The 26,944-nt window shown below is 43.6% G+C and carries 26 protein-coding genes and 1 riboswitch; of the genes, 8 read left to right on the forward strand and 18 right to left on the reverse strand.

The window, feature by feature from the left end; all coding sequences use genetic code 11:
* Window positions 1-37: 37 nt before the first annotated feature.
* The 9 genes from NZ043_RS26760 to NZ043_RS26800 all read right to left on the reverse strand — a co-directional run bounded on the left by NZ043_RS26760 (window position 38) and on the right by NZ043_RS26800 (window position 6,910).
* Window positions 38-532, reverse strand: coding sequence for an AAA family ATPase (locus tag NZ043_RS26760; protein ID WP_091029483.1), 495 nt, complete (start codon window positions 530-532; stop codon window positions 38-40).
* A 35-nt stretch (window positions 533-567) separates the two neighbouring features.
* Complete coding sequence (locus tag NZ043_RS26765; protein ID WP_133385154.1) at window positions 568-1,110, reverse strand: GNAT family protein; 543 nt, start codon at window positions 1,108-1,110, stop codon at window positions 568-570.
* A gap of 70 nt (window positions 1,111-1,180) precedes the next feature.
* Window positions 1,181-1,603, reverse strand: coding sequence for an NUDIX hydrolase (locus NZ043_RS26770; protein ID WP_339309694.1), 423 nt, complete (start codon window positions 1,601-1,603; stop codon window positions 1,181-1,183).
* A gap of 25 nt (window positions 1,604-1,628) precedes the next feature.
* Window positions 1,629-2,054: an NUDIX hydrolase gene (locus NZ043_RS26775; protein WP_339309695.1), complete on the reverse strand. Its 426-nt coding sequence runs from the start codon at window positions 2,052-2,054 to the stop codon at window positions 1,629-1,631.
* A 58-nt stretch (window positions 2,055-2,112) separates the two neighbouring features.
* Window positions 2,113-2,892, reverse strand: coding sequence for a phosphotransferase (locus NZ043_RS26780; protein WP_339309696.1), 780 nt, complete (start codon window positions 2,890-2,892; stop codon window positions 2,113-2,115).
* Between the two features lie 21 nt (window positions 2,893-2,913).
* The gene (locus tag NZ043_RS26785; protein ID WP_339309697.1) at window positions 2,914-4,698 is read right to left on the reverse strand and encodes a serine hydrolase domain-containing protein; all 1,785 of its coding nucleotides are present in this window, start codon (window positions 4,696-4,698) and stop codon (window positions 2,914-2,916) included.
* 28 nt (window positions 4,699-4,726) lie between these two features.
* Complete coding sequence (locus NZ043_RS26790; protein WP_339309698.1) at window positions 4,727-5,086, reverse strand: hypothetical protein; 360 nt, start codon at window positions 5,084-5,086, stop codon at window positions 4,727-4,729.
* Between the two features lie 188 nt (window positions 5,087-5,274).
* Entirely contained in the window at window positions 5,275-5,484 is a 210-nt protein-coding gene (locus NZ043_RS26795; protein ID WP_339309699.1) for a hypothetical protein, read from the reverse strand.
* A 148-nt stretch (window positions 5,485-5,632) separates the two neighbouring features.
* Entirely contained in the window at window positions 5,633-6,910 is a 1,278-nt protein-coding gene (locus tag NZ043_RS26800) for a YCF48-related protein (protein WP_165980201.1), read from the reverse strand.
* A 335-nt stretch (window positions 6,911-7,245) separates the two neighbouring features.
* Between NZ043_RS26800 and NZ043_RS26805 the strand changes: the two genes are divergently transcribed.
* Window positions 7,246-8,175 (forward strand): L-lactate dehydrogenase, encoded by a 930-nt coding sequence (locus NZ043_RS26805; protein ID WP_091029459.1) that lies wholly within the window; start codon window positions 7,246-7,248, stop codon window positions 8,173-8,175.
* A 272-nt stretch (window positions 8,176-8,447) separates the two neighbouring features.
* Here the strand turns inward: NZ043_RS26805 and NZ043_RS26810 are convergent, their stop codons facing one another.
* The 5 genes from NZ043_RS26810 to NZ043_RS26830 form a co-directional block, all read right to left on the reverse strand.
* A complete protein-coding gene (locus tag NZ043_RS26810; protein ID WP_091029457.1) occupies window positions 8,448-9,368 on the reverse strand; it encodes a tyrosine-type recombinase/integrase in 921 nt (306 codons plus the stop codon).
* Between the two features lie 284 nt (window positions 9,369-9,652).
* Window positions 9,653-10,732: a hypothetical protein gene (locus NZ043_RS26815; RefSeq protein ID WP_339309700.1), complete on the reverse strand. Its 1,080-nt coding sequence runs from the start codon at window positions 10,730-10,732 to the stop codon at window positions 9,653-9,655.
* 259 nt (window positions 10,733-10,991) lie between these two features.
* Window positions 10,992-12,428: an amino acid permease gene (locus NZ043_RS26820; protein ID WP_339309701.1), complete on the reverse strand. Its 1,437-nt coding sequence runs from the start codon at window positions 12,426-12,428 to the stop codon at window positions 10,992-10,994.
* A gap of 529 nt (window positions 12,429-12,957) precedes the next feature.
* The gene (locus NZ043_RS26825; protein WP_133385162.1) at window positions 12,958-14,337 is read right to left on the reverse strand and encodes an amidohydrolase family protein; all 1,380 of its coding nucleotides are present in this window, start codon (window positions 14,335-14,337) and stop codon (window positions 12,958-12,960) included.
* Between the two features lie 111 nt (window positions 14,338-14,448).
* Complete coding sequence (locus NZ043_RS26830) at window positions 14,449-15,000, reverse strand: CGNR zinc finger domain-containing protein (RefSeq protein ID WP_133385163.1); 552 nt, start codon at window positions 14,998-15,000, stop codon at window positions 14,449-14,451.
* A 143-nt stretch (window positions 15,001-15,143) separates the two neighbouring features.
* Between NZ043_RS26830 and NZ043_RS26835 the strand changes: the two genes are divergently transcribed.
* From NZ043_RS26835 to NZ043_RS26860, 6 genes are all read left to right on the forward strand, one after another.
* On the forward strand, window positions 15,144-15,644 hold the full coding sequence (locus tag NZ043_RS26835; RefSeq protein WP_091029446.1) for a DinB family protein: 501 nt from the start codon (window positions 15,144-15,146) through the stop codon (window positions 15,642-15,644).
* Window positions 15,645-15,728: 84 nt separating this feature from the next.
* Window positions 15,729-15,882: riboswitch (FMN riboswitch) on the forward strand.
* A gap of 144 nt (window positions 15,883-16,026) precedes the next feature.
* On the forward strand, window positions 16,027-17,007 hold the full coding sequence (locus NZ043_RS26840) for a DMT family transporter (RefSeq protein ID WP_047843351.1): 981 nt from the start codon (window positions 16,027-16,029) through the stop codon (window positions 17,005-17,007).
* 328 nt (window positions 17,008-17,335) lie between these two features.
* Window positions 17,336-18,832, forward strand: a complete 1,497-nt coding sequence (locus tag NZ043_RS26845) for an amidase (RefSeq protein WP_339312880.1) — start codon at window positions 17,336-17,338, stop codon at window positions 18,830-18,832.
* Window positions 18,833-18,978: 146 nt separating this feature from the next.
* Window positions 18,979-19,596, forward strand: a complete 618-nt coding sequence (locus NZ043_RS26850) for an urea carboxylase-associated family protein (protein ID WP_339309702.1) — start codon at window positions 18,979-18,981, stop codon at window positions 19,594-19,596.
* A gap of 117 nt (window positions 19,597-19,713) precedes the next feature.
* Window positions 19,714-20,340: a LysE family translocator gene (locus NZ043_RS26855; RefSeq protein ID WP_091029439.1), complete on the forward strand. Its 627-nt coding sequence runs from the start codon at window positions 19,714-19,716 to the stop codon at window positions 20,338-20,340.
* Window positions 20,341-20,422: 82 nt separating this feature from the next.
* Window positions 20,423-21,184: a YqcI/YcgG family protein gene (locus tag NZ043_RS26860; RefSeq protein ID WP_036613709.1), complete on the forward strand. Its 762-nt coding sequence runs from the start codon at window positions 20,423-20,425 to the stop codon at window positions 21,182-21,184.
* A gap of 56 nt (window positions 21,185-21,240) precedes the next feature.
* Here NZ043_RS26860 and NZ043_RS26865 read toward each other — a convergent pair whose 3' ends face one another.
* From NZ043_RS26865 to NZ043_RS26880, 4 genes are all read right to left on the reverse strand, one after another.
* On the reverse strand, window positions 21,241-22,587 hold the full coding sequence (locus tag NZ043_RS26865) for an amino acid permease (RefSeq protein ID WP_091029434.1): 1,347 nt from the start codon (window positions 22,585-22,587) through the stop codon (window positions 21,241-21,243).
* A gap of 630 nt (window positions 22,588-23,217) precedes the next feature.
* A complete protein-coding gene (locus tag NZ043_RS26870) occupies window positions 23,218-24,111 on the reverse strand; it encodes an aldo/keto reductase (RefSeq protein ID WP_339309703.1) in 894 nt (297 codons plus the stop codon).
* Between the two features lie 125 nt (window positions 24,112-24,236).
* On the reverse strand, window positions 24,237-25,010 hold the full coding sequence (locus tag NZ043_RS26875) for a glucose 1-dehydrogenase (protein ID WP_339309704.1): 774 nt from the start codon (window positions 25,008-25,010) through the stop codon (window positions 24,237-24,239).
* A gap of 78 nt (window positions 25,011-25,088) precedes the next feature.
* Window positions 25,089-25,577, reverse strand: coding sequence for a GNAT family N-acetyltransferase (locus NZ043_RS26880; protein ID WP_339309705.1), 489 nt, complete (start codon window positions 25,575-25,577; stop codon window positions 25,089-25,091).
* Between the two features lie 177 nt (window positions 25,578-25,754).
* Between NZ043_RS26880 and xerS the strand changes: the two genes are divergently transcribed.
* Complete coding sequence (gene xerS / locus NZ043_RS26885; RefSeq protein WP_091029427.1) at window positions 25,755-26,861, forward strand: tyrosine recombinase XerS; 1,107 nt, start codon at window positions 25,755-25,757, stop codon at window positions 26,859-26,861.
* The last annotated feature ends 83 nt before the right edge of the window (window positions 26,862-26,944 follow it).

Genomic DNA, 26,944 nt, shown 5'->3' on the forward strand with positions numbered 1-26,944 from the left:
CCTCCACTCAATCTAACTATCAGGTTATTTTAGGTGTTCATTCCTCGCACCAGTTCTTTAAAACCCATTCTTTAACTTGTTCAGCTACTCCCACTGCTGTAAGTTCTGTCGTATCAATTGTTTGCATTGGCGGGTCAAATGCAGTTTTCGAATTTTGGAGTAGCCAATTTGCAAAATTCTTGTGATCTTCTATCAGGTTCTCGTCCCACCCACGAACTCTTAAACGCGTCTCGCGAGTAACATTGTCACAATGCAAATTCATATATAGAATTCGATCAAATCGATCTATGTAATCGGACGATGCAATGTTTTCCGGCACCATCGTTCCACATAAAACAGTCCCTCGTCCACTTAGGGATATGCTATACGCAATCCTCAACCAATTCTCTTTGGCAATCTGCCAATCCACGTTATCGATGATATCCATATCAAAGACGTCAAATTCGGGAAGTTGCTTGCGAACATGTGAAGAGATCGTTGTTTTTCCTGTTCCACTTGCGCCTGTCACTACAAAAAGCGGTAATTTTCTCATAACTAGCTCCTTTAGTTAAAATAAAATTTGATTTATTACGTTCTCCATTGATCTGCTTTCAAACCATAAATAATCCTGTTTAAATATGCACCGTTAATATATTCGTAATCTCTTAATTCACCTTCACGTTGAAAGCCTAATTTTTCAGGAATTGCGCGGCTTTTGAAGTTGTCTGTTGCTATGCCAATTTCAACTTTATTTAATTTAAGTTCATTAAATGCGTAATCAATTAGAACTTTAATCGATTTTGTAATAAGTCCTCTACCCTCATATTCCTGACCTAGCCAATATCCTATTTCGGTCTTCTTGTTTTCTTGATCAATGTATAAGTATCCAATAGAGCCAGCAAGCTCGTCTCCACACCAGATTCCTAACCAATAACCATCATCTTGAGCATATCGTATACGAGTTCTCTTGATGAAAGTGCTTGAATCCTCTTCTGTTAATGTCATATTGGGGAACTTTAACCACGCTCCTATATGATCCCTGTTTCGATCAATCAAATTATATAATTGGGGTGCATCTTTCATCGCCAATAGCGATATATGGGTAGCGGCATCCATTTGATATTTAAACATAGTCCACTCTCCGATTCATTTCATTAAATAATCGTTTTCTTGCTTTAATCACAACACTACATCCAGAACATTACTTGTTACCTTCGTTGAAATATGTAATCTCATTGCCATTAAGTAAGCTTTTAAAGCCGTTCTTGTAGTAAGGCATAAGCTCATCTACCTGTGTTATATCCAACCATGCAGTCTCAGAGATTTCGTCTGGTCTTGATATTTCTTCTCTCCCTCCGACGATTTCCGCTCTGAATGTGATAAAAATGGCATGTTCTTTAATTTCTTCAAATTTACACTCGTTTATTGCTACAATACCGTGGATGCCAACATCAAGTCCTGTTTCTTCTTTGGCTTCCCTGATTGCTGCTTGTTCCCATGATTCATCGGCTTCAACAGCTCCGCCAGGCAGCGACCAGCTTGAACGTTCTACATTTCTTACTGCAAGTACTTTAGATTTGGATGGATTGGTTAGTAGTGAGTAAACTACATCGACTCGTTTCATAGATTGAACTTCCTTTCCGGAAACATTAAATATTATTCTTATCACTGAACTCAATGCAAAAAGGTTGCATCTCAGGGTTTAAGCAATACTCTATTCTTTCTCTGAAGTTTTTCCATTCGACTTTTAAAATGGCTTCTTCGATCGGAAAGAAACCAGACTCTAAGCTCTCCGTTGATGTGATTAATTCTCCTCCTTTTGGTTTGGCTAGAAATAATGTGTTACATATTGAATTCTCGATATTTTGAAATATTCCACAGAATTTGATGATTTCGATGTCGATTCCGGACTCCTCTTTTGTTTCTCTGATCGCAGCTTGACTTAGAGATTCTCCTTCTTCCACTTGATCACCTGGCATTTCCCATCCTCTTCGGGGTCCTCTAATAAGTAATAATTCATTTTTGTCGTTTATCACGATTGCAGCGGCAGATAAGATATGTTTTGGAGGGCTCATTTGTTTTACTCCTTCTAAAGAGATTGGATATGCATTTGAAGAACAACTTATAGCCAGACTAAAAAAAGTTATATATTCCGTCTTCAAAATAATTATATTCTTCATCCGTTATTCTTAACTTTCCATACCCTTTATAAAATATTTCTCTATCTCTTTCATTATCAAACGCATTCTGTTTCGGTCTAATGGCTAATGCTACATCATATCTTGGATCGCCGTAAGCTGCTCCTGCCCAGTCAATAACTCCAACAATATTGCAATCATTAACTAGCACATTATCTATAGTAAAATCTCCATGAATGAAAGTGTTTTCTATTGGTTTTGGTTTTGCTTCTTTTAACTGTTGAAGTAGTTCTGCTGATCCGTCTACAGCAAAGTGAGTTAGATTATATTCTGCTCTATTAAGCATTGTATCTAACCAAGGAGTGTCATTGTTCAATAATTCAACAGGACAAGAGCATTCATGTATTTTCTTTAGACAAAGCCCAAAGTTAAAAATCGCTTTTTCTTTACTCTGGAGGTCAGGCATCTTAGAAAGAAATTCTCTTAAACTTATTCCATCAATATAATCCATCAGAAGCCATCTTGATGTCTCCTCAGTATGAAATACATATACCTTTGGAACAGGGAGTCCCGTTTGGTAAAGGTATTGAAGCACCTTATATTCATCGGATAACCATTCATTATAAAGATCGTTTTCTGTCTTTTTGATGATGTACTTTTGGTCGAACGTATCCAGAATAGCCACAGTAGAAGTATGACCTTGCTTAGGAAAAGTGATTTTCTGAACTTTCCCTATATGTTCTTTTATTTCAATTGGAAGATCCTGAATATTCATGGTTTCATCCTTTCTACTGCTCTAAAAGTACAAATCCCATCCCATAATAAAAGCAGCAAATAGGAAAGCAGACATGCCAGACATGATGTATACCGCCTTTTGCTTTTTACTATAGCTTCTTTTCAGCAGTTTGTAGAACAACAAGACAAGATACGCCACAGCTAGAATCACATAAACCAGGTTGAAGATGAGATGGATGCGTAATGAAGAATAAGGGGAAAAGCCTAAGGCGCGCATGAACAATAGGATCGTATTCAAAATCAATGCTACACTGGCAATATTAATAGCAATATGATATTTATCAAATCCTGTACCCGGTCTTTCCCAGTTTTTTATTTTGTATTTGGATAACCGAATAAAATAACCAATTATCGCTCTCAAACTGAGTAGGATGGCTACTGGAAGAGCAATACAAGATGCTTTGATCAAGTTTATCGTTAAATTGGATACGGGCAAAAAGTCATTATAAGAAATGGAGACCTTCTCAACTGTTCCGTTACGCTCAACAACATTTGCAAAGTTACTAAGGTCAAATGTTGTATACTTCTGCAGACTTAACATTGAATATGCCTTCGTAAAACCGGAAACGACCCGACGCGCAGGCATATAATATCCTCCACTCTCAGATTCAACTGAATTCGTGCTGAAACTACTTCCAAACACCTTCTGGACAAGACCAACGTTATAAACCATTTCATTGGACTGGTTTGTCATGACCACGAACCCAAAATTAGACTCCGGATCAAAAACAAATTTACTTGTAAATCCAGCCGTACTTCCAGCGTGTTCCAGTGCAGGCACCCAGTACTCTACTTCAAAGAAACCATGTGCAATACGAGGAGTTGAAGTCCCATCGTAATATAGACTTGTTGACAGCATCTCTTCTAACGTGTCCTTGTTCGTGAATAATAAATTGCTACGATCCACCGGCATTAAAGCTGCGAGAAATTTAGCTGCATCCTCTGCTGTGCCAATGGCCCCTGCCGCAGGGTACAAGCTTATGTATGCTCTGTTCTTAGGAATTAGTTTCAGATTCGTAGTGTAACCTTGAATCTCATTTCTTCGTTTCAAGACGTTTAGATCATCATATTGTGATGGGTGAATCGATGTGTCTTTCATGTTCAGTGGTTTAAATATATGTTCGTTGACATATTTATAAAAGGGTTGTCCGCTTTGCACTTCAACGATGTAAGCAGCCATAGCCGTACCATAGTTTGAATAAGCAACGACACTACCAGGTTTATCGATCTGCCTTGGTTCAAATTTTTGTAAAGCTTCACCTAATTCCACAATATCACTCTCGGATGAATACCATAAATCGATCAATCTATCCTCCCATCCTGCGTTATGATGCATAAGGTTCATTAGGGTAATGGGAGCATCGTATTCAAGTTTCTTTAGAAATCCTTCCGGCAAATAGTCCTGAATATCGGTATCCAAATCAAGCTTTCCCTGTTCTACAAGCTGCATAACACTCGTCCAGACCAATAGTTTAGAAGTTGAACCCCATTCAAATACAGTAGAGGTGTCTGCCTTTCTCTGTTGCTCAAGATCTGTGTATCCATAGGCCTTATTTACAATGGTCTCACCGTTCTTGATAGCTACAACCGAAACGGCAGCGGTGTTCTTCTGATTAGTAGCAACATATGAATCTATCGTTTCCTCTAACGATGACAACGCAATTCTGGAGGGCGTAGTCTCCACATTCTCTACCTCAGCTTTTACAGGTACCGCACACGTCATTATGATGAATGCAAGTACCAGAACACAACCGATTACTTTAACATAATAATATTTTCGATTCATCTTCATTGGCTATCCCCTTATCGTTCTACTATAGTTTTCGTGCCTTTATCACAAAGGTTACAGGGAGCATTTTTGCTTTATTGGCAAAATCATCATTTTGCAGTTGCATCAATTCATCATCAGATTCCTCAATGAACTGCTCAATGGCAAATCCCGCTTTTGCTAACGCATTTACATAAGTTGATAGTTTACGATCCGAAATGCTAAAACAAGTCTCTCCTCTTCTGCAGCAACACATTTGTGGATGACAAAAGTTGTTTTGTTTTTTCAATTTGATTCTCCGATAGATCCGTCCTCCATAAAGCGGAAGTGCTGTCGCTCCTAAAACATCATTTCCTTTTGTATCCCAGGACAGGCTATTGGTTTCATGAATACTACGTTTATCCATGTCACCTTCCTCCAAACTAAGAGTCAATAAAACAATTCCACATTTTGAGTAATTTACCTTAATTATTTCTATAATAACCCATGCTGCAATATTTGCGAAGTGAATTTAAAAGCGCATACATTTATCAACAAATCAAAAAGAACCCTCCCGCAGGAGCGTTCTCCGTGATTGATCCGTGTATCATTAGCCTAAGCGTACATTAGATCCATAAACCCGCGAGTTACTTCTCCACCTTCGGCTGGTTCGGGCTGGTCTGTCTGTGCGTGTTCTGCCATGCAAGCCTTCACTGCTTCCTCTGTCGTACAACGATTAGCATCGTCACATGTGTAGCATAATTGAAGCATATATCTGGTTAATTCATCCGCCTGCGTGAATTGAGTTTGACCGTTGGTTCTCATCTTCATCACTCCTTCTCTTGTTGAGTTAAATATATCACCTTTTAGTGGATTTATTTGTGATTTATTTCACAAACTAAGCAAAAAAAGAAAAGAAACCCTTAGGCTCCTCTCCTTTCTCCTATCTATTCACATCGATAACACTCTACGTTTATAGTACTTTCCAATGTACACCGCCATCTACCGTTTGCAATAACAACGATCTTTTGGCATCTGTATTTTCAACCAATATCCAGCCAAGCTTGGGGTTAACCATCTGAATCTTCACAATTTCCGGATAATCTTCGAGAATTTTCTCCAGTACACTGCTTGCAGGAAGAGCGCTCCACGTTTTGCCCGCATCCTTGGTGTGGTAGGTTATGCCCTTTTGCATCGCCCAACCTTCCGATGCGTTTAGAAATACCGGTGAAAGGTTACGATTCGGACCCTTTTGTTTGTTTAAAGTGAAATTGGACAGCTTCCAGCTCTTTCCGCCATCGGTGGTAAAGAATCCATTGAATGTCGTGCTCTCGCCTTGAGAACAGGACATTGACATCCAGGCTGATTGCGCTTCACGTCCAAAAAATTGTGGTGAACTAACACTGAAATTACCACACCCGTTGAATTTGTTTCGATCAAAGAAAGATGGTCCAGTATTCCAGTTCTCTCCGCCGTCTGATGTTACATACAACTTCGGTGTGCCGAACTCCAGCGCTGTTAAGAAACCATGCTTTGGATCCGAGAAAGTCATCCCCGTGGTGTATCCACGTTTGGAAATCTCTTCTGCTTCCTGTTTACCATCTTCATCACTGGATGACATCCGATTCCAGGTAATTCCACCGTCCTCGGTGAAGTAAAGTTTCTTGTCCTGTTTACCAATAGCGGTATCAACCGTGGTGAGAATCCAGCCTTTTTCAGGAGATACAAATGAGATCGCAGTCACTTTATCCGTCTTGGACAGAGAAGACAGGCTCCAAGTTACGCCCCCATTGTTGGTGCGAAGCACCATGGTATCTGTTCCACCCATGCCTTCACGAACAATCCAACCATGTGCACGATCTACAAAATAAATGCTTTGTCCATATTTAGGGTTAGCCGGAAACTGTACATTTTCCGAAGGTGAAATATTAGTCCAGGTCTTTCCCTGATCCTGAGTGTAGTACAGGCGCAGCGCATTCCGCGTCACACCCCACGCCAATCCTCCGTTGTCATTGAGCAACTGAAAATCGGTCAAACGAGTCTGTATCTGGTACTTGGCCATATCTGCAGATTCTGTACTGTTCACAGGGGGAACGACAGTTAATGTCTGCCCTGTATTCCCGGCGTCCTCCTGCTGCTGCGGAGGCTCTGCTACCGGAGGTTGATCTGAGTCGGTGCATGCAGCCAATACAGCTGCTATACCTATAGACAGCAATGCTGTCTGCGCGATTTTAATCCATTGCGAACGCAAGTGGGTTCCACCTCTCTCATCCAATATACAGGCGCGCATGCCTGTCCTATGGCGTTTTATTTACGATTCATCAGAATCCACTGCTCCTATTCTACCACAAACCTTATGTAAAAGGCTCATAGCCCACTCACGGACAGCCCATTCCTTGTTCCATCTTATGCTCAGGCTAATATGTCGCACATTTATTACCATTAATTTCATCCTAAACTGTTTTTCGACGGAATAATTGGTAAAAAGACATGAAATGTGAACTATTTTATAGACAACACTCGCTTTATATTCTCTAATCCCTTAATATGGATGGGAGTATAACCCAAAAAGGAGAGGATATGAACATGACAAATAGTGCAGCTCTGAAACCAAGTCGTGTCGTGATTGTAGGCATGGGTGCGGTGGGAACAACAACTGGATACACGCTAATGTTGAGACAGCGTTCGTCCGAGTTGGTATTTGTGGATGTGAATCATGATAAAGCAACCGGCGAAATGCTGGATATGAACCACGGTCTGCCGTTTACGGGAGGCGTGAAAGTATGGGCTGGCGATTATTCCGACTGCAAAGATGCAGATATCATTATTATCACAGCGGGTGCTTCCCAGAAACCGGGCGAAACTCGGATTGATCTGCTGAAGAAAAATGCAAGCATTTTCAAAGATATTATCGAGCGTATTACTGAAGTGAATTCTCATGGTATTTTGCTGATTGCAACCAATCCTGTAGATATTTTGTCCTATACTTCATGGAAACAAAGTGGATGGCCTGCTTCCCGTGTTATCGGTTCAGGTACATTGCTCGATAGCGCACGTTTCCGTTACTTGATTGGTAAAAATAAAGGAATCGACCCGCGTAGTATTCACGCACACATTATTGGTGAGCACGGAGATTCCGAAGTACCGGTATGGAGCCTGGCTAACGTTGCAGGAACAGATCTGGAATTGGATGAAGAAACACAACAGGATATCTTCGACCGTACCAAAAATGCAGCGTATGAGATTATTAATGCCAAAGGAGCGACTTCCTATGCAATCGCCCTCGCTCTGGACCGCATTGTAGCTGCAATTCTCGGCAACGAGGGCTCCGTTCTGAACGTGTCCACATTGCTTGAAGATTACAATGGCGTATCGGATGTTTACCTAGGCGTTCCATGCGTTGTTGATCGCAACGGTGTGCGCGAGATTCTGCCTCTTCCGTTGAATGAAACCGAGAAAGTGGCTTTCCAAGCATCTGCTAACAAATTAAAAGAACAGATCGCTGGATTGGAATAATCTAAGTCACGCAGACATTCATATCGTGAACGATTTAGGATGTTAAACGTTGTGAATTAAGATATCTGTGCTACTAAAAGAACCATTTGTTTCTTCCAGAGAGAAGGAGCGAATGGTTCTTTGGTTTGACTTCTATTTTATATGAGTATTTAGATACCAGATATTAGTTTACATAATATTAATTATGTTTAAATCTCCTTCATCAAATCAATAACAAAAAAAGCCTGTCACTTGGACAGACTCCTTTTTGGATTAAATATTGGCTTTTTTTTCTAATATGATGGAAGTTTAACGTCCAGCAAAGCCATAGCCTCTTCTTTCTCCCGGCTGGTTACGTGAGTGTACACGGTTGTCGTTTGTATCGACGCGTGACCAAGCAGCTCCTGCACGGTACGCAGATCGGCTCCACGCCGTAACATCATGGTCGCGAAGGAGTGACGCAGCTTATGACTGGAGTAGTTTTGACGTTGATTGGCTGGTGATTCCTGCTGGAAGCGTTCAAAAGTTTCCGTAGATATGAGCTGGATGCTGCGAATCGACAGTCTTTTCCCTTTTTGCGAGACAAATAACGCTTCCTCTTTTGGCCTCCAAGGATCGAGACGCTCAGCCATCGCTTGAGACAGTACTTTTGCCACAGTCTCCGGTACAGGGAGCGAGCGCCATTTACGACCTTTACCAAATACATCCAATGTACGCCGCTCCGCATTATAGTCTTTGCAATCCAACGCGTGCACTTCTCCCACCCGTAATCCCATATATCCCATCAGTAGAAAAACAGCCAGATTACGTGTGCGATACTTGCCTTCTACCGACTCCAGAAAACGTGTCAGCCCACTTTCATCAAGAAAAACGGGCGCACGGTTTTTCTCGGTTTTGGATTTTTTGATCCCAAACGCCGGATTATTTGTTAACAATTCGAGTTCAATGAGGGACTTGTAAAAACAGTTCACCGCCGCATGTTTGCGATTTCTCGTGGCATCACTAACCCCACGCTCCCGCGCACGGGACAGAAAAGACAGCACATGCAGCTTTTTGACCTGCTCCAGTGACTTTCCTTGAATGGAGACCAGGAATTCCACCACGTCACCCGTGTATGATTTTACCGTATGGCCTGTATATCCGGCATCCTTCATCCATATGTGAAAAGCTTCTAGCTCGTCCGCATATTGCTCCTGGATCTCCTCAGTCATCATCTGTCTACGTCACCTCGATTCGGTTCTTTAAAATTGACTAAGATTATTTACGCTGATACTACGATGACAGAACAACCTTCCAATCGCTGTTACCCCCAGATTTTTCTGATTCCCTTTTCTAAAGGGGAAAATCCGTGGATAAAGGCGAAGCGTATGCTTCCGAAGTAGCTTTCTTGCAGAAAGCTTTTAGCTTCGCTTTTTCAGGTTCTTTCTGTCCTCTCCGTTATCGTGTAAATGAATAGTTCAATTTATATATTTATTATAGTCTAAGCTAAGCAGTGCTCCTACGCTTCATCCACAATGACAACGTCAATCAGCGGAATGATCGCTTCGGGTTTGCCTTGACTACGGGTAAGTACAAACGATGGCAATGGATTCTCGTGCAGCCCATTCACGGATTCACAGATCTGAGTATATAAATCCATGTGCAACGTCTCGCCTTCGCCTGCCACATCAATGACAGGCCAATCGTTCTGAACGCAGGCAGGCCAATAAGCCAGCTCATTCGCAGGTACGATACTTAATTGTTGAATGGAAGGATCAAGCTGGTAAATCCCTTGCCGTTCAGGTTCATCGCCCAGCTTGTCCACGGCAAGTATTCCAGCAGACTGCTCATCTGGTGCGGAATAGAGTGAATAACACCAAGGAGTCACGCCCCAGGCGATCGCCATCAACCCCTCTTCCAGCAACGTATCCGACAGTTCCCCTTCCGCAAATTGTTCGATCAGATTATGGTTACCTGGTCCAATCAGTTCCTCCACACGCTTAGCGAGTCGAGGCAGGTCAGCGAGAATAAATCCTCCTCTCCCGTAGGAGTCAAACACATGATGGTTTCTGCTCCACACAGCTTGAGATGGTGAACTCAACGACGCTGCTTCTGCCGGGAAAAGCGATATATATACGGTGATAACTTGCGCATACTTAACCATTGCAAGTTGTTCAGGTTCGAGTGTACCTTCAGCAATACGAGGTGTTTTCATATGCAGGGAGATTCGAAGTTCGTATTCCCCCTCTTGAAATGCTGCCCAACCAAGATTAACAGATTGTTCAACGCCTTCAATAGAAGCAATGGAGATCGAGCTATCCGGTTTCAGGTTAACAGCATACTGCACGTATGCTAACTCCTGACCATAGATGATATTGGCATCCTGACGATTGACGGGTGAATCCAACTGTTGTGCAATGACAGATACCTTACGTCCATCCTTCAGAAGACGCTGTGGATCAATATCCAACTGTAAGGTTTGTGAATCCTCTAATTGTGAAACAATTAATTGCGCCTCTGCAAGTACAGCTGAGTCAGCCAGTGCAAATCCAAAAGCTGCATTTTGATGATCTGAATTCGTATGTAATGGTGTGTTCATGATACATCCCCTCTCTTATGTCTGATGGCATGTCACATCCCCAAATATATTTCATATTTGGCTTAGCCGCAACCCCGCCCCCGTGATTAAGTTCGTCACGTCCCTAATTACTTACCCATATATGAAGAAAATTCCAACCTTCCCCTGCTGTTATCTTCCTTTATCTTTCTATATAAAAAAATCCCCATCCCGCTTCGCCTAAGCGATACGAAATGAGGAAAAATGAAGATGTTCTCGGTTAAAGACGTTCTCAACTAATCTATTTATCCTTCGCTCTGAAAGCACTGGAGATCCGGCGTGCCGGATTCAGATGACTGTAATGACGTCCATACGCAAAGTAGATAATCAATCCGATAATCAACCAAGCAAAAAACGTAATCCATGTCAGCGCCGCAAGGCGTGTCATTAAGTATACACAACCCAAGGCACTCAGAATCGGAATCAGTGGCACAAGTGGAACGCGAAAGCCGCGTTTGAGATCCGGGTTATTTTTACGCAACACAATAATGCCAAGACTTACAACTGCAAAAGCAAACAACGTTCCGATGTTCGTAAGCTCCGCCAAATGTCCCAACGAGATGAACCCGGAGAACAGAGCCACGATAATGCCTGCAACCCATGTCCCTACCGCTGGTGTCTGACTCTTGCCACTAACCTTGGAAAAGACCGGAGACAGCAGTCCGTCACGAGACATGGAATAGAGCAAACGTGTCTGACCATACATCATGACCAGCAATACTGTCGTAATACCCGTAATCGCTCCTAGGGACACAATCCAGGACAATCCCTTCAATTGGACAAATTCAAATGCAAACGCAACCGGATCACTTACATTCAACATGTTATAAGGCACGATCCCTGTGAGGATCAACGATACAACAATGTAGAGAACAGTACAGATCGCCAGTGACGCAATAATTCCAATCGGCAAATCCCGTTGTGGCCGCTTGACCTCTTCTGCCGCTGTGGAGACCGCATCAAATCCGATGTAAGCAAAGAATACGGTTGCTGCTCCCGCAGTTACGCCTGAGATACCAAAGGGCAAGAATGGTTGCCAGTTTGTTGGCTCTACATAAAAGACACCTACACCAATAAAGATCAGCACGACAATAATCTTAATCGCAACCATAATTCCGTTCGCACGAGCAGCTTCCTTCACTCCTCGGGTAAGCAGGAAAGTAATAATTAACGTTATGACCGCAGCCGTGATGTCAAAATAGGTTCCCTTTTCCGGGCTGAACGCACTCGTAAGCGCATGGGGTAACTCCAGCCCGAATCCGGACAATAACGTTTGGAAATATCCAGACCATCCGCTGGCTACCGCCGCACTCGCGAATCCATACTCCAATATCAGATCCCATCCCAGAATCCAGGCAATCACTTCACCAAAAGCCGTATAACTATACGTGTACGCACTACCCGATGCCGGTATGCTTGAGGCAAATTCCGAGTAACACAATGCCGCGAATGCACATATGATACCTGCCAGCAAAAATGACAGTACAAGGCCAGGGCCAGCATACGTTGCGGCAGCTACACCGGTTTGCACAAAAATCCCGGTACCAATAATAGCTCCTACGCCAAGTGTGGTTAAGTCCAATGGACCAAGCGCCCGTTTCAATGCACTGTTGTTATCGCCCCCGTAGGCAATTGGTTTTTTACGAAATAATGAAGATCGTTGTTCGTTCTCACGCATAGTCATGTTCCTCTCGTCATGAATCTTGAATGTGCAATATGTGCTATGGATGTAGCAGCGATTGGATGGCTTCCCATCTGTTCTATGAAAAAGTCATTTGTTCTATCTTATCGATCACCTATAAAAACCTATCGAATTCTACACGTTATCGCGTTGCTTGGTTAAATTTATTTTTAAGGATCACTTATTTTGTTCTTTTTTCGCGAAAATTATCATGAACTGTTGCACGTGGACAAATATGAAAATCGATTTAAAACAAAACTGCGTATAATTTATATTATGCGCAGTTTTTATGAGCCTTAATTTTCGTGAAAAACAACTTATATCCCTTGTTATCTGAAGTTTAAAAATGAGAGCTCTTTTCGTCTTTTTCCGCTGTCCCTTCCTCCCTTATCCTGTCTAATTCGACGATATGAAGGCATGTAAAAGAGCCACATAGTGTTATGCGGCCCTTTATTTCTTTACTATAGGTAAAGATGTATATAAAAATACGAACTGACTTCATTTCAGGTTTTTATGAAAAAGTAAATTATGAAAAAGAAATTCTCTCCGCGTCCGACATCCGGTACTGGGATAACAAATAATCTTTGCTCTGCATCGCCTCATGACGAATCGCATCCAAATCAACATTCAACAGTTTACCCTCTCGCTTCACAAGTCTACCTGCCACAAATACCGTATCCACATTGGATGGATTGGCAAATTGCACGACAGCGCCGATTGGATCATGAACAGGGAACATATTCAGATCGGTGGTACGAATCATGATCAGATCCGCTTCTTTTCCCGGGGTCAACGTACCCACCTTCTGCTCCAATCCCAATGCTTGTGCACCAGCTGAAGTTGCAAATCTCAGTACTTGGCTGGACTGCAAGTTCAACTCACCAGGCATCTCACCCTGCTGCAGAAGTTGCTCATTCGCTCTGGATCGTTCAGCTTGAAGTGCAAACTTCATCTGCGAGAACATATCTCCGCCTGTGGACGTTACCACATCTACACCAAGTGTAGGGGTTCCCCCATGTTCAAGAAAATAGCCGGTGGCCGGATATCCATGACCCATCATCATTTCAACCTCAGGTGTGACCGACAAGGAAGCACCGCTATCTGCCAGCATTTTGTATTCATCCATGCCCATGGTGTTACCATGAACGATATTCACTCGTGGACTTAACAGCCCCGCTTCGTACAATTGACTAATGGAACGATCCACAGACCCCCAACTGCCAAATCCGGCATGCATGGAACAGATCGCATCCAGCTCTTGTGCTAGTTCGATCTCTTTCACCGTTGTATCCCAATGACTGAATTCCGGACCACGAATGGCAAGCCCATAAGTAAGCAATTGATCCCGTGATGAAAAATAACGTTCTTTGACTCTTCTCACATCATTATTCGAATACGTGAGCTGGCTATCCCGATTCCAGAAGTTCGTCTCACCAGGGACTCCGTGAGCAAATACCGCCCGAATGCCAGCATCCTGAAGTCCACGAATCAGTTCATCCGTATGGTCAGGGGAATACGGCATGCTCCAATCCAACACCGTTGTCACTCCTGCATTAAGCGCTTCCAAGGAACCGAGTAAGTTGGCAATATAACTATCTTCTGGACGGAGCTTGCTTCCCATCGCACCATAATAGAGATTTTGCAAATAGACTGGCAAGGACCAGTTGGTTCCCGCTGTTTTGACCAGTGATTCCCACACATGCCGATGTGTGTCCACCAGCCCAGGCATAATAATCATCGATGAAGCATCAATGATCTCCGCATCTGGAATATCCAGGTCGGGCTGGATCGCCATGATCAGTGAATCCTGAATCAGAACGTCCGCCCTCTTATACTGTCCAATTCGAGCATCCATCGACAACACACAGCCATTTTTCAACAGATAACTTGTCCGCACAAGACACATCTCCCATCTGATTTGGTTTGAAAGACGATCACATCCTGCTTACGAATCTGTACTGCTTCTGACTATTTTTTCGCTAGTATATATACATTATATAGTTATTGTTAGTATTTATCAATTTTGGGATTTGCGTTTCGCCCGAAATCTTCTGACCTTCATCAGATTTCCACACATCTTATCATCACAGTACTTCTGTGTTCTGCTTCGGGTATCATCATAAAACATCCAGCGACAATCCGAATTATCACATATCCGAATCCTGCCGCCTTCTCCCTCTACCAAAGTCGTAGCAAAATCAGCAGCTACCTCAGCCATAACCTGATGCCAACCCGTTTCTACAGCTACCAGTTGGAGTTTCAGTCCCTGATCAATTGTAGTCAATGTTCTTCTCACATGCCCTGCTTCCATAACGCCATTCAACCATTGTTTTTCTATATCCGTTAATGATTCTCCAGAAGACAAGCGGGCTCCAAGAGCCATCAATTCATTCCTGAAATTTCTCATCGACAACTCATCTTCTGGAGATGAAGGGACAGAAGCGTTAAGTTGCCATCGTTCCAGAAAATCTTGCTGCCAGCTCGCCTTCCCTAGTCTGTCCTCCGATCGATCTCCCCCACGCCAGTCGTGATAATCGCTGTTTACAAAATCGGTCCATAACCTGTCCATATATACCTCCGTTTATTGTAACTATCTAATTAAATAAAGAAGGTTACAACTCATCTTTGATGTGTTATATTAAGTGTAACCTCATTGATCAGTTTTAGCTAGTTACATCACAAATCACAATTATACACAAGGAGGAAAAGACAATGACAAAAACAACAGCACTAGATGTATTACTTATTCAAAAGGATGATACTTGGGATCAATGTAATTGGATTGTACCTTTGTCGAAATCCTTGGAGGGTCTTACAGCAGAACAAGCAGCCTGGATTCCACCCTCAGGGGGATTAAGCATCTGGCAGTTGGTTAACCATATGTATTATTACAACCATCGCTTATTATGTCGCATGCAAGGTAAGGAGCCTACCCTTCCTGCTGTAGACTCCAATGAATACACGTTTGGGAATTCCGGAGATCCGACGGATGCAGCTGGATGGAATACACTGCTACAGGGTACAACTCGATTAGCCCAGCAGTTGCGAGATCAATTGGCTGCACTACAAGAGTCAGATCTTGAAGCCGCATATATGGACTCCGAAGAGAAATGGGCACACGAACTAGCTCGCTGGGTACTCCATGATGCGTATCACGCAGGTCAGATCGTGCTCCTTCGCAGACAGCAAGGAAGCTGGAAAATCGTTTTCTAAAAAAAATGCTTGAACTGCTAGCGCTTACAGGAATAAGATGAACTTATTAATGTTACAGCTTGTTCAACACACTATATAATTGAATAGGATCTTCGGGGTAGGGTGCAATTCCCAACCGGCGGTGATGTTCTTCGGAACCAGCCCGCGACTCGCTATTAGTTCTTAACGAAGGACATCTAGCGACTGACTTGGTGTGAATCCAAGGCCGACGGTATAGTCCGGATGAGAGAAGATCAACACATTGACATGCCGTTTATGGGAAGGCCTCTTTCCTGACGCATGTCTTTGGATGAGCCCCCGTTTATTTGGTATATACCAAAACGGGGGCTTTTGTCGATTTTGCCAACTGAAGATTCCGTGTTCTGACGAAGGAGTCCTGAATATGGAAAAGACATCAGCAGCATCACCTGTTTACCGCAAGGAACGAAGTAATACCGGATTCTGGCTTGTAGTTCTCGGCGCCGCCTTATGGGGTGTCGACCCACTCTTCCGCATTATTTTGCTAAACACGATGACATCCACGCAGATTGTACTGGTGGAACACATCATCGTCAGTCTTATTGCCATACCCGTGCTGTGGAAATTTCGGGCTGATCTGAAAAACCTGCGCGCTCGCCACTGGATTGCCGTGATTTTTATTTCATGGGGAGGATCAGCACTCGCAACGGTATTGTTCACCATGGCACTAACACATAACGATCCGAATACGGTGCTTTTATTGCAAAAAATGCAACCACTCTTCGCTATCGTGCTGGCTAAACTATTATTAAAAGAAACGTTGCCTCGTCGCTTCGGTGGATTGTTCTTCATAGCATTAGCAGGAACGTACCTGCTTACATTTGGCTTCACATTGCCATTAGGTAACTGGGACAACTGGATTCATGCTGGAAGCTTGTTATCCCTTGGGGCTGCTGCCTTATGGGGAGGTTCAACCGTTATGGGCCGGTTGATGCTGGGGCAGGCGCGTTATGAAACGGTCACCTCCCTGCGCTTTGTCGTTGCTCTTCCACTCCTGATCTTTATGACGTGGAACGAAGGTGCGGCATGGACATTTCCGTCCGGAACGGGTGAACAGACTGCTGTCATCCTCAACATTCTCGGTCAGGCATTGTTACCAGGTTTGCTCAGTCTTCTGTTGTATTACAAAGGTCTGTCGTCAACCAAAGCGTCTGTTGCAACACTCGCGGAACTTAGCTTCCCGATGGCGGGTGTGTTGGTGAACTGGATCGCTTTCCGTACACTGATTACATGGGAGCAGCTGCTTGGTTTTATCCTGATCTGGGTGGCCCTCTTCGCCATTTCCAGACAGCAGGAAAGATCATCAACTGCGGCCGATGCTGCACCGAAGCTGCGTACAGAGTAAGTGGGTATATCTGAGGTTCACATATAAACAAATAGTCAAATATAAAAAGAAACCATTGCACATCAAATTAGATGAGCAGTGGTTTTTTATTTCCATTACTCAATTTACTCGATATTACTCGATCATTTTCTCAATTTGCAATATGAGCTATTAACCCTGTGCTTTATTTCTATATCTCAAATGCAAATGCCCCTCTTTTCTCTCCTCTCATACCGAATATCAAAATCATCGCGCTAAGTCTCTTCTATGTTTTGTCTTTTATCCAATCCGGTGGTACGATGACATATGGAATAAACAGATGAATTATATTCAGAGAGGAACGATCATGATGTCTTCATTCTCATATAACTCCTACGACGCCGTAGGTTTGGCTGAACTGATCCGATCCCGGGAAGTATCCCCGGTTGAAATGCTGGAAGCGGCGTTTGCACGCCTTGAAGAAGTGAATCCGCAACTTAATGCGGTAATTCGTACATATGAAAATCGCGCACGTGAGGAAGCCGGTTTGGTTCGCCCTGGAGAACAACCTTTTGCCGGTGTGCCCCTGCTCCTGAAAGATATCTCGCAATCCTTGGAAGGCGAATTTCTGACTTCAGGCTCCCGTCTGTTCAGCGAGCATCGGGCATTACGCAATTCCAATTTTGTCACTCGACTCCGTGATGCAGGCTTTATCTTCATAGGACATACCAATACGCCTGAATTTGGTTTGAAAAATATTACCGAGCCCCGGCTTCATGGTCCAACTCGTAATCCATGGAATATCAATCACTCCCCAGGTGGTTCAAGTGGTGGTGCCGCTGCCGCTGTAGCTTCAGGTATTGTTCCTCTTGCCGGAGCCAGTGACGGAGGAGGTTCGATCCGTATCCCGGCTTCCTTTAGCGGATTGTTTGGATTAAAGCCAACCCGCGGGCGCACACCTGTAGGACCGGGAGTTGGTCGTCAATGGCAAGGCGCATCGATTGATTTTGCCCTCTCTCGCTCGGTTCGGGACAGTGCTGCATTGCTTGATACTTTACAAGTCATTCAACCTGAAGCTGCATTCCATGCTCCACTCTTTCCAGGCAGTTACTTGGCAGATATGAGCTATCCACATCAACGCAAACTGAAAATTGCATACACAACGGATTCGCCCGTGGGAACACCTGTCAGCGCAGAAGCCAAAGAGTCTGTATACAAGCTCGTTCGCTGGTTGGAAGATCAAGGTCATCATGTTGAAGAAAAACTGAGTCCAGTCAATGGAGTTCGGTTGATGGAGAACTATTACATGATGAACAGTGGTGAGATGGCCGCGATGATCTCTTCCATGGAACGGTCCATGGGCCGGGCTCTGACCTCCGATGATATGGAGATTGAATCCTGGGTTCTGGCTGAAGCAGGCAAAAAGGTGTCCGCTGCGGAATTTGTACATAGCTTAGCAGAATGGGATGTAGCTGCAGCTCAGATGTCCACCTTATTTGAGCGTTATGACTTCTACGTCACACCTGTTAATGCTTTTCCTGCGCCTAAGATTGGTGAATTAACACCTCATGACGAACAGATCCGTAATCTGATGCGAATCAGTGAATTGGACAAGACCCAGCAGCAGCAACTCATCTATGAAATGTTTGAGCCAAGTCTTACGTATACACCTTTCACCCAGCTTGCGAATTTAACAGGCCAACCTGCGATTAGTGTGCCTCTTCATATGACACCTGAAGGTTTGCCAATGGGCGTTCAAGTGATGGCTACCAAAGGACACGAAGATTGGTTATTACATCTGGCTGCACAGCTTGAACAATCAGACCTCTGGATTGGAATGAAAGGTAATCCACTGTTTCCAGCATAAACGAAATATTTCACCGTTTCTGATGAGTAATCTTTTATCCACCCTATTCTTATTCTTCATATTCACATGCCTGTATCACTTGCTATAGTGCATGAAAGCAATGTCATCTCCGCATACTGAAGTAAAAGACCTCGGAGGAGATAGGGATGAATTCAACGGAATCTCATAAGCAATCTATTCACATTCCTGCCAAGACAGGCTACGCTCTTAAAGTGAAAAAAGGCTCACTGATCCGTATAACTGATCTGGAGGGGCAGCAAGTGGTTGATTTTGTCGCTTATGATGCACAGAATATTAATAATCGGCTTGATCCCGGGGTAACCCTTGATGTCCTGCGCAATTACAGGATTAAACCGGGACAATGTCTATATTCCAACCGTTATGAACCTCTGATTAGCATTGTAAGTGAAACTGCTGGCATACATGATTTTTTTAATTCCGCTTGTCGTCCGGAAATGTATGAGTTCTTGTATGATAAGAAGGATCATCCCAGTTGTTATAATAATCTGAATACTGCTCTTGAACCTTTCGGTATCTCTCCCCCGGATCAACATTATCCTTTCAATCTGTTTATGAATTCCGTAGTAGATGGTGAAGGCAAAATTGATGTTATCGCTCCCGAATCATGTGCAGGGGATTATGTTGAAATGGAAGCTTTGATGGATCTGATCATCGGTTTATCAGCTTGTCCGTGCGAGGAAAGTTCTTGCAATGGCTATCATTGTACACCTGTTCAACTCGATGTGGAGTCGCCTGCCGTTTAAAGTGTTATATCCTCACAGTTTGTTCTAATTCACTCCTTGCGGGAATACGATGACTTGTACCCTTTTTATGTGACTACTGGTACAATTCGTCGAACCCGTTAAGGAGTGAACGTGTTTATGTCTGTACTGTTCAGTTATATTATTCTGGGAATATCATTGTCCGCTCCAATCGGTCCGATTAATGCTGCTCAACTGGACCGTGGAGCTCGACATGGATTCATGCATGCCTGGATTCTAGGACTCGGAGCTATGTTTGCAGACTTGGTGTATATGCTGCTGATTTATTTTGGAGTTGCCCATTTTCTGGACACGCCGTTCATGCGCTCTTTTCTCTGGTCATTTGGCAGTTTTATTCTGATTTACACGGGAGTGGAAACGCTCTCGAAGCTGAAACAGGGGATTCAAGGTACCTCTACTGCGGAAGCGACTGTTCGAAAATCCTTTATTTCCGGCTTTTTAATGGCCCTGTCCAATCCACTGAACATTTTATTTTGGCTTGGGATCTATGGCTCTATTCTCGCGACAACTGTGAAGCACACGGACATGGCTCATTTGCTGCTCTACAGCTCAGGCATATTCATTGGTATCCTGGTGTGGGATGTCATTATGGCTGGAATGGCCAGTCGATTCCACAAACATAGCAGTGAAAATGTATTACGCTGGATCTCCATCATTTCGGGAATCTGCCTGATCGGATTTGGTTTGTATTTTGGGTACGAAGCTGTACGTTCCATTTTTTTCTGACAATAAAATCAGACTGGACAGTCACCCAACTTCCCCCACATTAATACTGTAACGGTATCATGTGGAATGGAGTTGGGAATCAATGGCGGAGCTGTATAGTGCCGACGAAATAAACACCTTGTTTGAGCGTCTTCCATCTTGGCAGCAGGACGCTTATTCGCAATTTGGTAAAATGATCGCCGACGAAGATAATACGTATCCATGTGTACCTGGACGAATGGGGTTTCTGTCAGGACATTTGAGGTACGGCTTTACGTGTGACCCACGATCTGAACATGCTGCCGAAGATATGGCCGATCTGCTTAGACAATATGGTCCTGTCTCCAGAGACACCGGTCATTACGCTTCCATGGTTGTGATCTGTGAGACGCCAAGTGATCTGAAAGATCATACAACGGTAGAGCAATATCAGACGTTATTCTGGCAAATGCTTAATCGGGTAAGTTCACACGATACCGAGCCGTGGCCGGAACATATTTCAACCGATCCTCATGATTCATCATGGGAGTTTTGCTTTGGCGGAGAGCCTTACTTTTGTTTCTGTGCAACTCCTGCACATGAACTCCGAGCCAGCCGGCATTTTCCTTATCTCATGTTTGCCTTTCAACCACGTTGGGTATTCGAATCCATTAATGACAACACCCCTCTTGGCCGTAAAATGAAAACCTTGATTCGCAAACGTCTCGCTGCGTATGATGCTGTCCCTGCTCACCCTTCGCTGATGTGGTATGGTCAGCAGGATAATCTGGAATGGAAACAGTATTTTCTGCCTGATGATGAGCAGACACCTTCCAAATGTCCCTTCATGCGGATGAAGCAAGCCCTAGGCAAGTTGACGAAATAATTTTAAAGCACTCATTAATTCGTTGTGCAACTTCCACGAAAGTTGCTGAAACTTGCTTATGGTTTGGATGGTGCTGACTGCGGTGGTTTCGAGCCACGTACCTTATGAACAACATATGTGATAATCCCAAGGAACACCACAAGTCCCACACTTGCCAGCAGACCTGTTCTGCTGGCTTTTTCCATCGCTGTCCCGGCCACAGCAGCCACAATGAATACTATGGCAATCCATACTTTGATGCGATTCCACTTCACGGGCTTCATTTTCTTAATGTACGTGATGCAGATGAGCAGCCATGTATACATTAATACCAGACTACCTGCTGTCGTCACATATTCAAACAAACTCTTGGGCATCCATAATGCCATCAACGTAGACAGGACTAATCCAGCCGCTGTGCAACACAATGCCTGAATTGGCATGTCCTTTTTACCCCAGGTCTTTGTGAACAGCTTTGGTGCATCTCCATCTTCTGCGAGTTTCACCAACATGGACGTAATGGCATATAACGAAGCCACCATCGTCGAAAATCCGGCTATAATCAGAATTCCGTTGAGAATGTGGACCACAACGGTTAATCCAATGGTTGACATGGCTTTGACAAGCGGACTTTCATCTGGAGTTAACTGAGCTGAAGGCACAAGCAACAGGATCAACGCAATTGAAATCACATAGAGTGTACTCACCGATAATAACATTACTCGACCTGATTTCACTGCATCTTTTGGTTCTTTCAGGTTAGCTGCCATTAAGCCCATAACCTCGATCCCGGCAAAAGCAAAGAATGCATAGATGAAACCGGTCCATACCCCTTTACCTCCATGCGGGAACCATTCATTCTTCAATTGCTCTGGTGTTACTTTTACAGGTAACCAACCCAGACATGCCGCTCCTGCTATAGCTATAAATGCAACCGTTGCAGCAAGTTTGATTACAGCAAGAATATTCTCCGTTTTGGTTAATCCCTTCGCTCCCAATGCAGCAATGAACAAACCTATAGCGGCATAGATCGCAACAAATGCCCAAAGCGGAAACTTGGGAAACCAGAATTGAGAGAACAACCCAAGTGCCGTTAATGAGCTGCCCATGATGAGCATTTCAGAGAACCAGTACATCCATCCACTACCAAAACCAGCCCAAGGTCCGAATGCTTCGCCTGCATACGTTCGAAAAGCACCTTCCTTTGGATCTTCTGCGGTCATCTGTGCCAGTGCACCAAATACAAAGTAAGTACCTGCCGCCGCCAGCACCAACAATATAAGTACGGATATGCCAGCCCAATGAATCGCCAGACTGGTCCCTAGAAAAAATCCCGTTCCCAGTGTGCAACCCGCGCCAAACAAGGATAGGCTGACCCAACTTAGTTTTTCGTCGTCGTTTTTACGGTGTTGCTGACTTTTCATGAAGCTCCTCCTTCTGCCTTATCCCCTTACGATTTACAGGTCATGGAGGTTTTATGTCTGTATTGCCAAAAGAATTATTATTAGTTTACATAATAATTAATATGTTAAAAACATTCTGATAATGGAATTAAGCTGTATGCTTTTAGGCATTATTCATAAAAATATATTTTAAATTCTATTTAAATCCGCAAAAAAAAGTGGTTGACTTCAATCGCTTAGAATGGTTTTCCTTTTAAACTTGGAGGTGCGTCACTGTGGCTATATGAGAGATGGTAACTAAGGTGAGAAAATGATTTTTCTATTGTGAATTTTTCATATGATGAAATATTATAGAATAAGTCGTTATTTCTTTTAAATTGAACGTAGACTGCCTCTTTTTCGTATTTTCTTAATAGCTTCGTCGTTTTTTATAAATTTAGTTGTTTATAAGAAGGGCTACTTCCTGGGATTTTTCCTTTTTATCCTTTTTCACCGGTTTTCGGACTAGGCTGATGTATAGACATTATCCCCTAAAGTTTTTCGCAGCCTCTGTTCCGAATATTATTATGAATTTTTCATATATTGAAAATATTTTATGTTGGTCATAAAAAAAGCCGCCATAATGGCGGCTTCGCTAATATTCTTCATTTTTTAAGTCCGGCCAGTCCAATCTGCTCCGGCGATTTCTTTCCATCGTGCTCTAATCTCATCATAAATTTCCTGTGGTAATGCGCCTTTAGCCACAAGATCAGCATTTTGCTGCCAGCGATTTGGCTTGGCTGTTCCTACAATAGCTGTGTCTACACCTTCGGTACTTAGCGTAAATCGCAGTGCTGTTTCCACCGCTGCCTGGGCATCTTCACCCAGAAAACCATAGTTTAGTTCACTTAAGCGCTTCCAGTATATAAATGGATAAGCCTCTTCCGAAAGTGTTTCATACGTCCAGGCCGCATTGGCAATTGGTCTTTTCGCGATTACACCCATGTTTCTTTTTCTTGCCTCAGGCAACGTAAGTTCAATTGCTTCCTGATCTGCGATATTTAATGAAGTCTCCAGGCTGTCAAATACTCCGGTCTGAATCGCATATAGCGCATCTGTTGTATCCCCACTGTATCCGATAAATCTGGTCTTTCCTGCTTCCTTGGCACGCTGTAGCACTTCGATTACTGCTCCTTGGCGGAGTACTTCTTCAGAGCAGCTATGCAAATGGATAACATCCACATAGTCCGTTTTCAAACGTTTCAAACTACGGTCAATTGTTTGCTCCAGTACTTTGGCATCCCAATCTGGACCTTCGATCCCGGCAGCATGTCCACATTTGGTGAACAAATAGTAGTCATCACGCCGATGTGACAGCACCTCACCGATTAATTCCTCGCTGTCCCCGTAACATTCAGCCGTGTCAATTACGTTTAATCCAGCATCGAGGGCACTATTCAGCAATGTCGCTACATCCGTTTTGGATACATTTTTGCCTATTTCCGCTCCGCCAAATCCAAGTGTACTTACGTTCATGCCAGTATTACCGTACTTGCGCGTTTCCATGGTTATCTTCCTCCAAGTTCAGTGAATTGGGTACAGATAAATAGAAATGATTAACTTTCCCTATGTTATTACCCATGAGTTGGTTATGCCACCCACTTTTCTAAACTACAACCAACTTCATTTATTTAGAAACCATAAATGGACATTCCACCGTCAACCAATAACGTCTGACCCGTTATGTATCCCGCTGCATCTGATGCCAGGAATACAACTGGCCCTACCACTTCTTCCAGTTCTCCCACTCGCTGTAGCGGTGTGCGGCTTACAATTTCCTGCAAATACTGGGGATCATCCAGTAGCTTTTCAGTCAAAGGTGTTCGGAAATACCATGGTCCTACTGAATTGACACGGATTCCATATTTCCCCCATTCCAATGCGAGAACTTTGGTCATATGAATTAATGCAGCTTTGGTCGCACCATATACGACCCCAGTTCGAAGAGCCGTGTGGCCGCCTACCGAAGAGATATTAATGATCTTCCCAGTCCCACGTTCTTTCATATGCAGACCCGCCAATTGCGAAGCAAAGAAAGCCGATTTTAAGTTTGTTTGCATAATGGTCTCCCACTGCTCATCCGTTACTTCAAGTGCTGGTGTCCGTATGTTCATACCTGCGTTATTCACCAGAATGTCCAGACTACCCATCTCCGAGATTGCCTCTTGAAACGTCTCTTCCAGTTGTTCTTTTGATGTCACATCCGCAGTCAGAGCGAGCGCTTTACGCCCTGTCTGTTCATAGATGTAGGTGGCTGTCTCCTCAATTTCTTTCATCGTTCGGGATACAAGTACAACGTCACTGCCTGACTGGGCAAGTCCAATCGCAATTGCTTTTCCGATCCCTCTCCCTGCACCTGTCACCAGTGCTGTCTGTCCATCGAGATGGAATGTGGGTACGTTCATGTCACTCACTCCTTCATTAGATTCTTAGTTTCAGCATTCAAGCAGAATGCTTTGTATGTAGGTAAACCCCGACTGGAATCAGGTTACAAAATACTGGCTTGGATTACCCAGTTCCGGATGGAACTTTTCTCGAAAGCGTCCTCCAGTATACTCCCCTATAATTTTTCGCCAGAACGCCTGCGCAATAACATTGTTACGAACCTGGGTCACTTTCCATCTTCCTGAAAAACGTTTGAACAGCTCATATGCTGCTCGAGTGCCCACTCCACTGCGCCGATATTTTTGCATCACAAAAAACTCAGTCAAATAGTAGTCATTATCCTTACTTCCAGGCTCTAACTTCTCCACCAGAGCAAACCCTGCAGGTGCCCCATCACTTGTAATCAAAAAAGGAAACTTGCGATCCTCTTCTGCCCAGAATGCCTCCAGACCGGGATATTCCGGAAAAATGCCGTTACTGTCTACATCAATATTCAGATATTTGGTAAAATCATATAGATAAAATTGCATTAAATGCCGAATCACCTGACTGCGTTCCCGGGGAACCAGTTCTATTTTCATATTCATCCGGTTCACCTCCTCTGCTTTACGTATACTAATTACTTTAAAGGTTTACGCGCCGAAGGGCAAGGAAGCATCCCTACTTACTGCCTGCTTTGGTGAACAAGCTGTGAGCATGTAAATTATGGTACACTAGAGCATAGAATATTATTAAATTGAATATTAATCTTATATGTTTTTCACATGGAGGTGTCGAACTTGACCAACGTGCAAAAAGAGATTGATCGACGCAAGCTGGATGACAAACTACCTTCCATGCCTTGGTTCGTTCAGCAATTCATGGACTACAAGCTACCTGACCTGTCCCCCTCTACCCTGCTCGAATATCTGAGAGATTACGAAGCTTTCTTCGGATGGTTGCGAGCAGAAGGGCTGTCCGAGGCAAGCTCTAATAAAGAAGTAACTTTGAATGAACTGGAAGTCCTTCGCATGGATTCGGTTACCGCCTATCGGTTATTTCTCACAACCAAACGGGAAGGAACCAATTCCAGAATTACCGTATCTCGCAAACTCTCTTCCCTTCGTTCCCTTTTCCATTATTTGAGCCAGATTGCGGAAGATGAAGACTTTTATCCTTTGCTGAAGCGGAACATTATGGCCAAAATCGAGATCAAACGAACCCATAAACCCAAGGACACCGCTGCCAAACTCAAAGGTAAAATTCTGGAGGAAGAGGAACTGCTGGAATTTATCGGCTATATCCTTGAAGGGTACGCTGTTGATATGGAAAAGAACAAACAGGCACTGTATTCCCATGAGCTCAACAAAGAACGGGACGCCTGCATTGCCAGCCTGATCCTCAATTCAGGTTTACGGGTGTCGGAGGTTGTGAATCTGAACGTCGATGACCTCGATCTGAACAACAAACTCCTGTATGTTTATCGCAAAGGTAACAATGATGAGACGTACAAAACACCCGTTTATTTCAGGGAGCAAGCCAAGGACGAACTCGCAACTTATATGAACCTGCGGCAATCACGTTACCGTACGCCCAAGCGTGAGAAAGGTCTGTTCATTGCTTTGCGTAACGGAGATTCAGAAGGAAGTCGAATGACCAAAAGAGCGATCCAGGCCATGATTATGAAATACGCCAAGCGCTTTGGCAAACCATACTTGACTGTGCACAAATTACGCCATTCATTCGCAACCGACTATTATTTGCAAAATGATATTTACAAAACGAAAGAGCAGCTTGGACACGCTTCTACGGAAACGACCGAGATCTATGCTCACCTTACCGACAAAACGATGTCCGAAGCCATCGAACGTCGTACTGATGACGGGATGTAACATCCCGAACAGAATAAAAGCAGCAAGCCACATCAAGGATTTCGATCCGAGAAAGGTCTGCTGCTTTTTTGTTTTTTTGCATC

The organism is Paenibacillus sp. FSL k6-2145, assembly GCF_037976585.1.
In the GTDB taxonomy this organism is placed as follows: domain Bacteria; phylum Bacillota; class Bacilli; order Paenibacillales; family Paenibacillaceae; genus Paenibacillus.